Source organism: Pseudomonas sp. MF09150 (assembly GCF_059862355.1).
Genome location: NZ_JCBCUS010000005.1, coordinates 404891 through 417371, shown reverse-complemented (window position 1 = coordinate 417371; position 12481 = coordinate 404891). Strand labels below are relative to the sequence as shown.

The 12481-nt window shown below is 62.1% G+C and carries 12 protein-coding genes and 1 pseudogene; 6 read left to right on the top strand and 7 right to left on the bottom strand.

Annotation, left to right across the window (positions count from 1 at the left end):
* Nucleotides 1-6 precede the first annotated feature (6 nt).
* Nucleotides 7-828 (bottom strand): class I SAM-dependent methyltransferase, encoded by an 822-nt coding sequence (locus AC19YX_RS20845; RefSeq protein ID WP_421548025.1) that lies wholly within the window; start codon nucleotides 826-828, stop codon nucleotides 7-9.
* Between the two features lie 101 nt (nucleotides 829-929).
* The gene (locus AC19YX_RS20840; RefSeq protein WP_078469879.1) at nucleotides 930-1733 is read right to left on the bottom strand and encodes a SirB1 family protein; all 804 of its coding nucleotides are present in this window, start codon (nucleotides 1731-1733) and stop codon (nucleotides 930-932) included.
* A 184-nt stretch (nucleotides 1734-1917) separates the two neighbouring features.
* Between AC19YX_RS20840 and AC19YX_RS20835 the strand changes: the two genes are divergently transcribed.
* The 3 genes from AC19YX_RS20835 to AC19YX_RS20825 all read left to right on the top strand — a co-directional run bounded on the left by AC19YX_RS20835 (nucleotide 1918) and on the right by AC19YX_RS20825 (nucleotide 3724).
* Entirely contained in the window at nucleotides 1918-2943 is a 1026-nt protein-coding gene (locus tag AC19YX_RS20835; protein WP_500606903.1) for a Leu/Phe/Val dehydrogenase, read from the top strand.
* Between the two features lie 104 nt (nucleotides 2944-3047).
* Nucleotides 3048-3302: a hypothetical protein gene (locus AC19YX_RS20830; protein ID WP_201129510.1), complete on the top strand. Its 255-nt coding sequence runs from the start codon at nucleotides 3048-3050 to the stop codon at nucleotides 3300-3302.
* Complete coding sequence (locus AC19YX_RS20825; RefSeq protein WP_500606902.1) at nucleotides 3299-3724, top strand: hypothetical protein; 426 nt, start codon at nucleotides 3299-3301, stop codon at nucleotides 3722-3724. Before AC19YX_RS20830 ends, AC19YX_RS20825 begins: the two co-directional genes overlap by 4 nt.
* 176 nt (nucleotides 3725-3900) lie before the next feature.
* Here the strand turns inward: AC19YX_RS20825 and AC19YX_RS20820 are convergent.
* A pseudogene (locus AC19YX_RS20820) lies at nucleotides 3901-4155 on the bottom strand (YebG family protein); the annotation flags it as partial.
* A gap of 295 nt (nucleotides 4156-4450) precedes the next feature.
* Between AC19YX_RS20820 and AC19YX_RS20815 the strand changes: the two are divergent.
* Nucleotides 4451-4951 (top strand): phosphate-starvation-inducible protein PsiE, encoded by a 501-nt coding sequence (locus tag AC19YX_RS20815; protein WP_020298359.1) that lies wholly within the window; start codon nucleotides 4451-4453, stop codon nucleotides 4949-4951.
* Here the strand turns inward: AC19YX_RS20815 and AC19YX_RS20810 are convergent.
* The 3 genes from AC19YX_RS20810 to AC19YX_RS20800 all read right to left on the bottom strand — a co-directional run bounded on the left by AC19YX_RS20810 (nucleotide 4948) and on the right by AC19YX_RS20800 (nucleotide 8238).
* Nucleotides 4948-5265, bottom strand: coding sequence for a DUF3509 domain-containing protein (locus tag AC19YX_RS20810; protein ID WP_020298360.1), 318 nt, complete (start codon nucleotides 5263-5265; stop codon nucleotides 4948-4950). The genes AC19YX_RS20815 and AC19YX_RS20810 overlap by 4 nt on opposite strands.
* Nucleotides 5266-5484: 219 nt before the next feature.
* Nucleotides 5485-6798, bottom strand: coding sequence for a serine/threonine transporter (locus AC19YX_RS20805; RefSeq protein ID WP_078469883.1), 1314 nt, complete (start codon nucleotides 6796-6798; stop codon nucleotides 5485-5487).
* A gap of 63 nt (nucleotides 6799-6861) precedes the next feature.
* Nucleotides 6862-8238, bottom strand: coding sequence for an L-serine ammonia-lyase (locus tag AC19YX_RS20800; protein WP_500606901.1), 1377 nt, complete (start codon nucleotides 8236-8238; stop codon nucleotides 6862-6864).
* Nucleotides 8239-8373: 135 nt separating this feature from the next.
* On the opposite strand from AC19YX_RS20800, the gene AC19YX_RS20795 reads away from it, so the two are divergent.
* On the top strand, nucleotides 8374-9321 hold the full coding sequence (locus tag AC19YX_RS20795; RefSeq protein WP_020298363.1) for a LysR substrate-binding domain-containing protein: 948 nt from the start codon (nucleotides 8374-8376) through the stop codon (nucleotides 9319-9321).
* 212 nt (nucleotides 9322-9533) lie between these two features.
* A complete protein-coding gene (locus AC19YX_RS20790; RefSeq protein ID WP_201129520.1) occupies nucleotides 9534-9941 on the top strand; it encodes an HPF/RaiA family ribosome-associated protein in 408 nt (135 codons plus the stop codon).
* Between the two features lie 84 nt (nucleotides 9942-10025).
* Here AC19YX_RS20790 and fecA read toward each other — a convergent pair whose 3' ends face one another.
* A complete protein-coding gene (fecA, locus tag AC19YX_RS20785) occupies nucleotides 10026-12383 on the bottom strand; it encodes a TonB-dependent Fe(3+) dicitrate receptor FecA (protein ID WP_500606900.1) in 2358 nt (785 codons plus the stop codon).
* Nucleotides 12384-12481: the final 98 nt, after the last annotated feature.

Sequence of the window (12481 nt, the reverse complement as noted above, 5' to 3'; positions counted from 1 at the left end):
GGCAGGTCAGGCCGCTGTCGCGCGGATCAGGCGCAGGCCCCAGCCGGTGGCGATTGTGCCATCTGCGCGTTGCAGCGCAGTGACCGAGGTTTCCAGGCGTTGCTTCAACAACGCCTGGCCGGCGGCTGATAGCCGATCCAGGTCATAGGTGTCGTTGAGCGCGGTCCAGAGTTCGTCGAAGTGTGGGGCCCACTCCACGTCCAGCTCGTCGAACTCGATGCCACTGAAGCGGGCGCCGAGCAGCTCGCGCCAGCCCGCTTCCGAACGGGTGCGCGGATCGCCCATGGGCAAGGCAGGCAGGGCGTGCTCCCGGGCCACGCTGCGAAAGGCCTGCAGGTAGAGCTCGCCGATTTCCCCCAGGAGAAACCCCCGGCCGACAATCGCCGCGAATTGTCCGCCCGGGCGCAGCACCCGGTGAGTCTCGTCGAGTACCTGTTGCAGGTCATCCATCAACATCAAGGCCAGGTGCGACAGCGCCACGTCGACGCTGGCCGCAGGCAGTGACAGGGCCTGGGCGCGTTCGTGCAGCAGTTGTCCGCGCGTCCCCAGGCGCTGGCGCGCGGCTGCGAGTTCGCTGTGGCTCATGTCGACGCCGATCAGCGCCAGCTCCGGGTCCTGTTCGGCCAGCAGTTGCAGCAGGTAACCATCGCCACAGGCGATATCCAGCACCGTCTGCGCCAGCGCTGTGCATTTCACGGTCGAGGCCAGTACCGCGTAGGAAGAGCCGCGTCCGGCAATGTTCAGGGGAGCGAAGGCGACGCTGGTGGTGCCGGGGCGGCGCTGGTGAAAATCCTGCAGGAACAGCTCGGTATCGGACAGTGCGTGCATCAAGGGTCATCCATGAGTCAGGGCCAGGAGCGTGATCGCTCAAATGCTGGCAGGTTCGGGCGGGTGGCGGCGGGCGATGCCAGGCGGGAGCAGCGGCAGGCTCAATGCACGATGGTATTGGGCGGCAAGTGGCCCAGGCGTTCGGTCAGGCGCAGGCGCTGGATCGGGTCCTCGCTGAGCAGTAGGGCGTGCTCCAGGTCGAAGCGTTCGGCGTTCGGGCAGTCCAGGCGCTGGTAGAGACTGGCGCGGGCCAGGTAGTCGGCGGCGCTGGCGTTGCCCAGTTCCAGCACCCGCTCGGCATCGATCAGGGCGCCGAGGTTATCATCGTTGGCCAAGTGCAACTGGCGCAGGTTGCGCGACAGGCGCTGGAGAATCTGCACCGGCTGCGCGGTGAGCATGTGTTCGGCGACGAGCTTGATGTTGTTGCCGTACTGGCGTTGCAGCAGTTCACGGCAGTCGGCGGGGTACAGGCGTCGGCCGCCACACGGGTCCAGCAGGTGGTCGGCGCCGGGCACGCGCAACAGGAAATGCCCGGGGAAGTTGACCCCCACCAGGGGGATTTCCAGGCGCCGCGCCAGCTCCAGGGCAATCAGCCCGAGGGCCAGGGGCTGCCCGCGCCGACGTTGCAAGACCTTGTCCAGCAAGGCCGCCTGGGCGCGCAGCGGTGTGGCTTCGTCCTGCTGGAAGCCCAGGTCGTTCATGCGCCGCAACAACGGCTGGCCCAGCTCGCTGACCGGCAACATGGGCAAGCCCGAGCTGATCCGCTGCTGCAAATCCTTGAAGTCGTGCAGCAGTTCTTCGGGGGCGACAGTGGTGTCGTGCTCGGCGGCAATCCACAGCGCCGCTTCGAACAGTGCGGGCGGGGAGCGGTGCAGGCAGGCGAAAAAAGCTTGGCGCGGGTTCATCTCGATCTCCGACGGATGCCCCGTTTTAGCCCGCTGACGCTCGTTCGTCCAGTACTGCACACACGCCGTAGCAGGTTATTTCCTAAAGCCCGCATAGCCCTTGGGCTTATTCCCGAGCGCTCCAGCAAATTCCAGGCGCAAGCCTATACTGGCGACTACAAGAAGTGATTCGGGGAGCCCGACGATGTTCGCTCTCATGCAAAGCACTCGCCTTGAATCGCTGCACCTGAGCGTTGATCCGGTCACCGGATTGAAGGCGGTGATTGCCATTCATTGCAGCCGCCTGGGCCCCGCCCTGGGCGGCTGTCGTTACCTTGCCTACCCCGACGATGAAAGTGCCGTGGCAGATGCTGCGCGCCTGGCCCAGGGCATGAGCTACAAGGCCGCACTGGCCGGGCTGTCCCAGGGCGGCGGCAAGGCGGTGATCATTCGTCCGCCGCATGTGGAAAGTCGCGCCGCACTGTTCGAAGCCTTCGGTCGCTGTATCGAGCAGCTCGACGGGCGCTACATCACCGCCATCGACAGCGGGACCTCGGTGGCCGACATGGATTGCATCGCGCAACAGACCCAGCACGTCACCAGTACCAGTGCCGCCGGCGACCCCTCGCCCTATGCCGCTCTTGGCGTGTTCGCCGGGATTCGCAGCACGGCCATGGCGCGCCTGGGCAGCGACAACCTGGAAGGCCTGCGCGTGGCGATCCAGGGCCTGGGCAATGTCGGCTTCGCCCTCGCCGAGCAGTTGCACGCCGCCGGGGCCGAGTTGCTGGTCAGTGACATCGACCCGGGCAAGGTGCAACTGGCCATGGAGCAACTGGGCGCCCATCCGATTGCCAACGATGCACTGCTCAGCACCCCATGCGACATCCTCGCGCCGTGCGGCCTGGGCGCCGTGCTCACCAGCCACAGCGTGGCGCAATTGCGCTGTTCGGCGGTGGCGGGATCGGCCAACAACCAGCTGACCAACCTGCAGGTTGCAGATCAACTGGAGCGCCGCGGCATCCTCTACGCACCGGACTACGTGATCAATGCCGGTGGGCTGATCTATGTCTCGCTCAAGCACCGCGGTGAAGAGTTGTCGACCATCACCGCCCATCTCTCGAAAATCAGCTCGCGGTTGACCGAAGTCTTCGCCCACGCCCAAGCCGAAAAGCGCTCCCCGGCACGGGTGGCGGATGAGTTGGCGGAGCGGGCGTTGTATCGCCAGGCATAGGCGTCTTAACCGTTGCGCGTGCTCGCTGTAACATCAGCGCCCACAACGGTTGCAGGCGTGAGCCCAACCCCCGACTGCTCAACTGACACGGAATGTATTCGACGATGCTTGAAGCACTGGACACTGGGCTGGATCAGCAGTTGGCGTATCGATTGCGCGGCGGCGCGGACATTGAGGCAATACGTGTTGTTCTGGTGCAGTACCGGGACAAGGGCTTTACAGCGCAGGCGGTGTACAACCATCTGCAATTCATCAGGCTTGCAGCGCCTGAAGACGTTGAAGACCGCATCCTGGAAGCCATGGATATAGCATCCGGGTACTGTTCGGCAGGGTGCAGGGTGTGGGACGTCGCGCAATGACAGAAGCAGATACGGATCGGGCGTTGGCCGGTTGCTCTGTCAGGGACTTGCAGCTCTATGCTGCCGGGTGCCTGGCGGCCTACTGCACGGGCAAGGGCCTGGCTCACCCGTCCATCGATGACTTGCTGAAACACCTCAATGCCTATCCGGAACACGATCATCTACTGGCGTGGGAGAGGGCGGGGGCGTTACTGGCATTGAATGGTCGGGGCGATGATTTGCCGCAGGAGCTTGTCGCCTTGATGTCGTCTCAAGATATCGAGGCGTTCTCCAGCATTGTCGATAGCGCGGTCGAAGTCGGAATTGTCGATCTGTATGGAGACTCAACGGACGTGCCTGCCAGCTTTGTGCGAAACATCAGGTCCATGCTGCGTCGCAATGGGATCGATGTACCTGGTATGAAAGAGACGATCTCAGCCTGATGGACCGCTGCAAAAAGGCCGTGGCTCTGCCCCATGCATGAAAAAAGCCCTGTGCCAGGGGCACAGGGCTTATTCAATTCGGGTGACGCTTATTTCGCAGCCTTGGCCGCTTTCGCCGGTTTGGTCGGCGCCTCGACTTCAGCGGGCTGCTCCGCTTCGACAGTCTCCACTACGGGAGCGGGAGCGCTGAGCAACTCGGACAGGGCGTCCGGCTGGCTCTTGAATGCCTTGGCGAACACATCGCGGTTTTTCGCCATGTAGATCCCGGCTTCTTCCACTTGCTGCTCGCTCAGCGACGGCACGGCTTTTTGCAGCACTTCGGCGAGCAATTCAGCCAGTTCGAGCATTTTGTCATGACGATCAGCTTCGGCTTTATCCATGAACAAGCGCTCCAGATCTCGGCTGCTGCGGTATACCACTTCGACGGCCATTTACCACCTCACATGCCTTCACGATAATTGGTCTTTTGCGACTACTGTATTTATATACAGGTCAGAGGATAGGCGAATCTCTGTCCCTTGGATAGTGGCTTTTTAATGTAGCCGGGATTTTTGTTTTGTCGCGGGACAAATCCGTGGTCGGCTCGGGTTCGATAAAAGGTTGAACGTGCCTCATGTCACGCCGCCATCATCTTACTGACGGGCCTCTGGCCTTTTTTCTGCATGCAGAACAACCGTCACGTCCAACCCGCATCATCCGGTCGAAGCGACCTAAGGAAAAACCATCGTGAAAATCAATTGGGCCGAGAACCTGCGGCAGAACGTTCATCAACTGGCCGAGTCCCTGGGCAATCTGTTTGTCGAGTCGTTCCATTACCTGGCGCTGTTCGCCATCGGTGCCGTGACCGCCTGGGCCGCGGTGATGGAGTTTTTGCAGATGATCGAGGCGGGTCACATCAAGATCGACGACATTCTGCTGCTGTTCATCTATCTCGAGCTGGGCGCCATGGTCGGGATCTACTTCAAGACCAACCACATGCCGGTGCGCTTCCTGATCTACGTGGCGATCACGGCCCTGACTCGGCTGCTGATCTCCAACGTCTCGCACCACAATCCGCCGGACGTGGGGATCATTTACCTGTGCGGCGGGATCCTGCTGCTGGCCTTCGCGATCCTGGTGGTGCGCTACGCCTCCTCGCAGTTCCCTTCGGTGAAGATCGAGAACCCGCAGCGCAAGCTCGGTGCGGGCTCCAGCGAGCATCCGGAAGTGGAGAAGGGCGAACTTTAAACCACCATGCCCAAGGGTGAAGGGCCGCTGCCGGCCGGTGGCGGCAGCTTCAGGCTGTCGCTGTTGGTCATGGCTTCAAGGATCGCCATGGCGCTGTGGCCTTGCTCGATGGCGATGCCGAACTGGATGCTTTGCACCAGACGCTTGAGGCGTTGCGGATCATTACGCTGATGGGCGCTGATCATGCGCTTGGCCACCACCCGCCCGGCCTTGGACAGGGTCAGCATGATGCTGCCGTCCAGGCCCTGGATGCTCAGGTTGACCTGGTACTCCGGGGTGAAGGTGTCGGTAATCAGTTGAAATGGGTTATCCATGATGCGTCACCGCTTGATTGGATCGTGCAGTCATTGACCGGCAGTGATCGAGATTAGTTCGCGATACCAGACCACTGGCAGGCCGTTCGCTGAGGTTTGATAACGTCCGTATTCCTCAAGGGCTGACAAAGCAAGGGGCATGCCGCTAACCACGAAACCCAGTAAACGCAGGCATAAAAAAGCGGACCATGAGGTCCGCTTTTTTTATCGACGCCCGTTTCAGGGCACGACCGAATAAATGATCGCTGACAGTGCGATCAGGCCGATCAGCACCACGAACACATTCGACAGCCGGCCTGAATACTGGCGCAGTGAAGGCACGCGCCGGATCGCGTACATCGGCATCAGGAACAACAGGCAGGCGATCACCGGACCGCCCATGGTTTCGATCAGGCGCAGGATGCTCGGGTTGAGGGTGGCCACAGCCCAGCAGGTGACGATCATGAACAGCGCAGTCAGGCGCTCCAGCCAGCTCGCGGAAATCACCCGGCCACGGCTGCGCAGGCTTTTCACGATCAGGCCCTGGAAGCCTTCGCTGGCACCCAGGTAGTGGCCGAGGAAGGACTTGGTGATTGCCACCAGGGCGATCAGGGGCGCGGCGTAGGCGATGACCGGGGTCTGGAAGTGATTGGCCAGGTACGACAGGATCGAGATGTTCTGCGCCTTGGCCGCCACCAGGTCGGCCGGTGACAGGGCCAATACGCAGCTGAAGCAGAAGAACATCACCGTCAGCACCATCATCGCGTGGGACATGGCCAGGATCGCGCTGCTTCTGGGTTCGGCCTGGGCACCGTACTGACGCTTCTGATCGACCGCGAACGCGGAAATGATCGGCGAGTGGTTGAAGGAAAACACCATCACCGGGATCGCCAGCCACAGGGTCTTGAAGAACAGCGACAGCGGCATGCTTTCGCTGGCCGAGGCGAGGAAGGCGCCGTTCCAGTTCGGGATCAGGCTCAGCGCCAGCAGCAGCAAGGCGGCGACGAAGGGATAGACCAGCACGCTCATGGCTTTGACGATCACGCCCTGGCCGCATCGCACGATGGCCATCAGGCCGAGGATCAGTGCCAGGGACAGAACCGCCCGGGGCGGCGGGGCAATGTGCAGCTGGTGTTCCAGGAAGTTGGTGAGGGTGTTGGTCAGCGCCACGCTGTACATCAACAGAATCGGGAAGATGGCGAAGAAATACAGCAGGGTGATCAGCTTGCCCGCGCCTACTCCGAAGTGTTCCTCCACCACTTCAGTGATGTCACCGGAGCGCCCCGAGAGCACGAAACGGGTCAGCCCGCGATGGGCAAAGAAGGTCATCGGAAACGCCAGCAATGCCAGCACGATCAGCGGCCAGAAGCCGCCGACGCCGGCGTTGATCGGCAAAAACAGGGTGCCGGCACCGATGGCGGTGCCGTACAGGCCGAGCATCCAGGTGGTGTCGTGCTTGCTCCAGCCCTTGCGGGTGGTGGTGTCGCGGGTGGTCGCCGTGGAAACGGGTGGTGCAGCGGGATTTTCGGCAGCAGGTGTTCGTGCATCGGTCATCGGTATCGCCTCGTTATTATTTTTGCTCGGGCTCACGTGGGGCGGACAGTCAGGCCATGTTCCTCAGCATTCGACCCAACTCACGGCCAGGCCGCCCCGTGAAGTTTCTTTGTATTTGTCATGCATATCGGCGCCGGTATCGCGCATGGTGCGGATCACCCGGTCCAGGGAAATAAAGTGTTTGCCATCCCCGCGCAGGGCCATTTGCGTGGCGTTGATCGCCTTGACCGCGGCGATTGCGTTGCGCTCGATGCAGGGCACCTGTACCAGGCCGCCGACCGGGTCGCAGGTCAGGCCGAGGTTGTGCTCCAGGCCGATTTCGGCGGCGTTTTCCAGCTGCTCCGGGGTCGCGCCGAGGATCTGTGCCAGGCCGGCGGCGGCCATGGCGCAGGCGGAGCCAACCTCACCCTGGCAGCCGACTTCGGCGCCGGAGATCGAGGCGTTTTTCTTGCAGAGGATGCCCACCGCCGCCGCGCCGAGGAAAAAGTTGATGACGTCGTCCTCGCAGGCGTCGGCGTTGAACTTCATGTAGTAATGCAGCACCGCCGGAATGATCCCTGCAGCGCCGTTGGTCGGGGCGGTGACCATGCGCCCGCCGGCGGCGTTTTCCTCGTTCACCGCGAGGGCGAACAGGTTGACCCACTCCATGGCCGACAAGGTTGAGCTGATGACATTCGGCTTGCCGATTTCCAGCAGGCTGCGGTGCAATTTGGCCGCGCGCCGTGGCACGTCTAGGCCGCCGGGCAGGGTGCCTTCGTGGCGCAGGCCCTGCTCGACACACTCGCGCATCACCGACCAGATATGCAGCAGGCCGCTGCGGATCTCGGCCTCGCTGCGCCAGGCCCGTTCGTTGGCCATCATCAGCTCGCCAACGCTCAGGCCGTGCTGCTTGCACAGCGCCAGCAACTGGGCGGCGCTGTTGAAGTCGTAAGGCAGTTCGACGCTGTGGCCCGCGGCGGTGCCGGCGGCGACTTCGGCGGCTTCGACGATAAATCCGCCACCGACCGAGTAGTAGGTCTGCTCCCACAGCAGGCCGTTGGCATCAAAGGCGGTCAGGGCCATGGCGTTCGGGTGGTAGGGCAGGCTTTCGTCGAGCAGCAGTAAGTCACGGTGCCAGTCGAAGGCGATGGTGGAGCGGCCGCCCAGGCTGAGTTCGCCTGATTCGCGCAGGTGCTGGATGCGTGGGCCGATGCTGCTTGGGTCGATGCTGTCGGGCCATTCGCCCATCAGCCCCATGACGCTGGCACGGTCGGTGGCGTGACCGACACCGGTGGCGGAAAGCGAGCCGTACAGGCGGATTTCGACCCGTTGTACCTGGGCGTGCAGGCCCTGGTCGAACAGCGATTGGGCGAAGGTCGCGGCGGCGCGCATCGGGCCCACGGTGTGGGAGCTGGAAGGGCCGATGCCGACTTTGAAGAGATCGAAAACACTGATAGCCATGCTAAAGCCTTACAAGCAATGGAGGAGGAATCGCTGCCATTTTTTGTAGGCCGAGCGCAATGTCGGCGATACTGCCTGCCTCGGTCAGCACTGACCAACGAAACTTCCTAAGACAGCCTTTAGCAGGACTAAACGATGAGCCGTCAGTTTCATGCCCAGACTTACGTCTGGCTGCATGTGTTTTCCTGTGCCGCACGGCACTTGTCGTTCACCCGCTGCGCGGAGGAGTTGCATATCACCCCCGGGGCGGTCAGCCAGCAGATCCGGCAGTTGGAGGAGCGCCTGGGCTTTCGCCTGTTTCATCGCCGTGCCCGTGGCGTGGAGTTGAGCGCCGAAGGCCAGCGCCTGGCGGTCACGGTGAACGAGGCCTACGGCAGCATCGACGCCGAACTGCGGCGGTTGGATGCGGGGATGATCAGCGGAATCCTGCGCTTGCGTTCGATCCCGTCTTTTCTCGGCAAATGGCTGACACCGCGCTTGCCGCGCTTGCAGCAGCGTTTTCCGGATATCCAGTTGCGGCTGGTGGCGGAAGACAGCAGCGTGGCCCTGCACGAGGGCGACTTTGACCTGGCCATCGACCTCAACGACGGCAGTTACCCGGGGTTGTTATCCACAGCCCTGCTGGACGAGCAGATCTTTCCGGTCTGTGCCCCGAGCCTGCTGCGTGGGCGTCCGCCGCTGCATGGGCCGGCGGACCTGGTGCACTTTCCGTTGCTGCACGACATCACCGCCTGGCGTGGCAGCTATGAGTATGCGGAGTGGGAGTTCTACCTGAATGCCATCGGTTTCGAAGGCGCGGACGTGCGGCGTGGGCACACCTTCAACCGCAATCACCTGACGATCGAGGCGGCCATTGCCGGGATGGGCGTGGCCATCGCCCGGCGAACCTTGCTCAACGATGAGCTGGAGCGTGGCACCTTGATCGTGCCGTTCGGCCTCGCCGTGCCCAACCACAAACGTTATGTATTGATGTATGCACCGGGTGCGCTGAGCCACCCAGGCGTGCGTGCGGTGCATGACTGGCTGGTGGAGGAAGCGGAGATTTTTCGCGGCATGCACCCGCTGGGCGAGGGGCAATTATGAGCAAAGATGACAGAGTACGAGGGCGACCCAACTCCCGACATTAACAGCGCTTTTGCTGCTTGTCCGGGTTTATTTGCGAATGAATATTTATCTTTTTTTGGGGGTTGAATTGTTCGCCGCTCTGCCCAACTCTAGTAAACAAGAGGCAACGAAAACGACACCGCAAGGTGTTACCGGGTCTCTCGCGAGCTAGCTGAAATAAGGGAAGAACTATGCAAATCCAAGTCCATAGCGATAACCATATTCAAAGCAGCATCCGTCTGGAGGAGTGGGTAAAAAATACTGTTGAGAGCACCCTGGAACGCTACGAAGAAGATTTGACCCGGGTTGTGGTTCACCTGCGGGACGAGAACGGCGACAAGCCCGGTCCCCACGATTTGCGCTGCCAACTGGAGGCGCGGCCAAAAGGCCATCAACCGATTTCTGTGACGCACAAGGCCGACACACTGGAGCAGGCGATCGACGGAGCTGCCATCAAGCTCGAAAGCGCCCTGGAGCACATGTTCGGCAAGTTGCGCAGCAAACGCGCTGCCGCCACGCCTACAGCCGATAGCGGCGAGGCCGACGCACTGCTTGAAGAAGAATTTCTGGAAAACGAACAGGCTGCACTCAATAGCTGACGCCTGAGAAAGTCCCCCACCAACGGGCCTGCATTTGCAGGCCCGTTTTGTTTTGTGGGCAAGAATGGCACAGGTTGTCGGCGATCAGAAGGCGACCGAAGTCTGCACGTACAGGGTGCGTGGTTCGCCGACGTATTTGCCCATGTTGTTGTCGTCGAAGGAGCGGGTGAAGTACTGGTGGTTGAGGATGTTTTTCACCCCCACCGCCACGTTCAGGTCAGACAGCCGCGGGCCGAAATCGTAGGCTGCGCGACTGCTGAACAGCATGTAGCCCGGGATATTGCCGACGTTGCCCATCGCGTTTTCCTCCGAGGTATTGGCGTTGTCGGCGAATTGGCTGCTCTGGTAACTGCTGTCGAGGTTGAGCTTCCATGCACCTTGGGTGTAGCCCAGGCCCAGGGTGCCTTTATGCCGGGATGAAAACGGTACGCGATTGCCCTTGTTCGGCCCGTCCTCGCGGATGGTGGCGTCGACATAGGCATAGGTCGCGTACAGGTCGAAGCCGGTCAGGGCCGGGCTCAGGCCGTCGAGGGCATAGTTAATGCTGCTCTCGATCCCCTGATGGCGGGTTTCACCGCGGGCGATCACGGTGTCGTTGGTCTGGTTGCTTTCATATTGGTTGTCGAAATTGATCAGGAACGCCCCGACTTCGGCGCGCAGGCCGCCGTTCTCATAGCGGGTGCCCAATTCCCAGGTTCGGGCTTTTTCCGGCTTGATCGCGCCTTTGTCGACGCGGTTGCGCATCTGGCTGTATTGCACGCTGCCGAATGAACCTTCGGTGTTGGCGTACAGGTTCCAGCTGTCGTTGAGGTGATAGAGCACGTTCAATGCCGGCAACGCGGTGTTGTAGTCGCCCTTGTACTGGGCATTGAGGCGCTTGTCGGTCTGCTCCGACTCGATCATCTCGTAGCGAATGCCAGGGGTGATGGTCCATTTGCCGATATCGATGCGATCGTCGAGGAAAATCGCATGGGCTTCGGTGCTGCCCCGGGTGTTGCGGTCCCTGGCATCAGCCGTGGTGGGCAACTGCTGGGCGGCAATCGGTGTGATGAAGCGCTGTTCGTGGCCCGCTTCGTTGATGTAGCGGTAGCCCAGGCCCAGTTCGTGGCTGGTGGGGCCGAGGTCGAAACCTTGGGCGAAACGGCTTTCCAGCCCGCGCACCCAGTACTCGCGTGGCGACAGTGAAATAACGGTGCGCTGATCCAGATAACCGCTGCGCAGGGTCTTGGTGAAGAAGCTGTTGACGGTGAATTCCCGGCGATCTTCCTGGTAGCGGTAGCCGACATTGAACATCGTGCGCCGGCCCCAGAATTTGTCGAACGGCCGGGTCGACTGATACGGGTCAGCCTTGTACGCCGCAGTGCTCAAGCCGCCTGGCATATCGGCCTGGCCCTCGTAGTACTGAGCCATGGCGTTGAAGCTGTTGGCCTCGTCGAGTTGATACTTGCCCTTGAAAATCAGGTCGTCGATCTGCGTGTCGCTGTGTTCGCGCCAGTCGCCGCCGCGGGTGCCGGAGTACAGCAGCGCGCCGCCCAGGCCATTGTCGGCGGTGCCGCCGGCCAGCAGGTTGCCGGTGGTCTTGAAGCCGTCATGGCTGGACGACGGACTGGTCTCGGTCTGCACCCCGCCCTTGAGCGTCGGTTCATCGGGAATCGCCCGGGTCACGAAGTTGACGATCCCGCCGACGTTCTGCGGCCCGTAGCGCACCGCGCCGCCGCCGCGCACCACGTCCACGGCGTCCATGTTGCCCATGCTGATGGGAGCGAACGACAGCTGCGGCTGGCCATAGGGTGCGAACGGTACCGGGATCCCATCCATCAACACCGTCGAGCGCGATGCCAGGCGCGGATTGAGCCCACGGATACCGAAGTTCAGCGCCATGTCGTGGCTGCCGGTGCCGTTGTTTTCCGGTGCGTTGACCCCGGGAATGCGGTTGAGCACATCCCGGGCCTGGGTCGCGCCCTGGCGTTCGAATTCTTCACGGCGGATCACGTCCCGAGCGCCGGGATGCTCGAACACGTTGCTCTGCGCCGCATCGCCCAGCCAGTCCCCGACCACGCTCGACGTCCCCAGCTCCAGGGGCGCCGGGGTGTTGTCGTTGCTCAGCGGTTGCAGGCTGTAGGCGTTGTTGCCTTCGGCCCGGGCTTGCAGGCCGGTGCCTTCGAGCAGCAGCTTCAAGCCTTGTTCGGTGCTGTAGTGGCCGTCCAGGCCGGGGCTCTGCACGCCGTTGGTGACCTGCGAGCCAAAGGAAATCAGCACCCCGGCTTCACGGCCGAACTGGTTGAGCGCACTTTCCAGGGACGCGGGGGCAATGTGATAAGCCTTGGCCTGGGCGGCGTCCGCATGGGCCATGGGCAGGGCGCCGAAACTCAGGCTGGCGCCCAGCATCCAGTTGCGCAGCGTGCGGGCTAGTGGGGTAAGGCGAGGGGTGTGCTGGGGCATGGCTGACTGTCCAGAGAAGGGGGGGAATCAAGGTGGCTTTCCTTGTCTGTCACTCGATCTGTGCAAAACGGCTCACCCGCCAGCAAAAAAATATGCGT

Coding starts and splice junctions, on each gene's coding strand:
- AC19YX_RS20800 (WP_500606901.1), bottom strand. CDS start 8,238: ATGGCTATCAGTGTTTTCGATCTCTTCAAAGTCGGCATCGGCCCTTCC.
- AC19YX_RS20805 (WP_078469883.1), bottom strand. CDS start 6,798: ATGACCGATGCACGAACACCTGCTGCCGAAAATCCCGCTGCACCACCC.
- AC19YX_RS20810 (WP_020298360.1), bottom strand. CDS start 5,265: ATGGATAACCCATTTCAACTGATTACCGACACCTTCACCCCGGAGTAC.
- fecA (WP_500606900.1), bottom strand. CDS start 12,383: ATGCCCCAGCACACCCCTCGCCTTACCCCACTAGCCCGCACGCTGCGC.
- AC19YX_RS20795 (WP_020298363.1), top strand. CDS start 8,374: ATGAGCCGTCAGTTTCATGCCCAGACTTACGTCTGGCTGCATGTGTTT.
- AC19YX_RS20840 (WP_078469879.1), bottom strand. CDS start 1,733: ATGAACCCGCGCCAAGCTTTTTTCGCCTGCCTGCACCGCTCCCCGCCC.
- AC19YX_RS20790 (WP_201129520.1), top strand. CDS start 9,534: ATGCAAATCCAAGTCCATAGCGATAACCATATTCAAAGCAGCATCCGT.
- AC19YX_RS20845 (WP_421548025.1), bottom strand. CDS start 828: ATGCACGCACTGTCCGATACCGAGCTGTTCCTGCAGGATTTTCACCAG.
- AC19YX_RS20835 (WP_500606903.1), top strand. CDS start 1,918: ATGTTCGCTCTCATGCAAAGCACTCGCCTTGAATCGCTGCACCTGAGC.
- AC19YX_RS20825 (WP_500606902.1), top strand. CDS start 3,299: ATGACAGAAGCAGATACGGATCGGGCGTTGGCCGGTTGCTCTGTCAGG.
- AC19YX_RS20830 (WP_201129510.1), top strand. CDS start 3,048: ATGCTTGAAGCACTGGACACTGGGCTGGATCAGCAGTTGGCGTATCGA.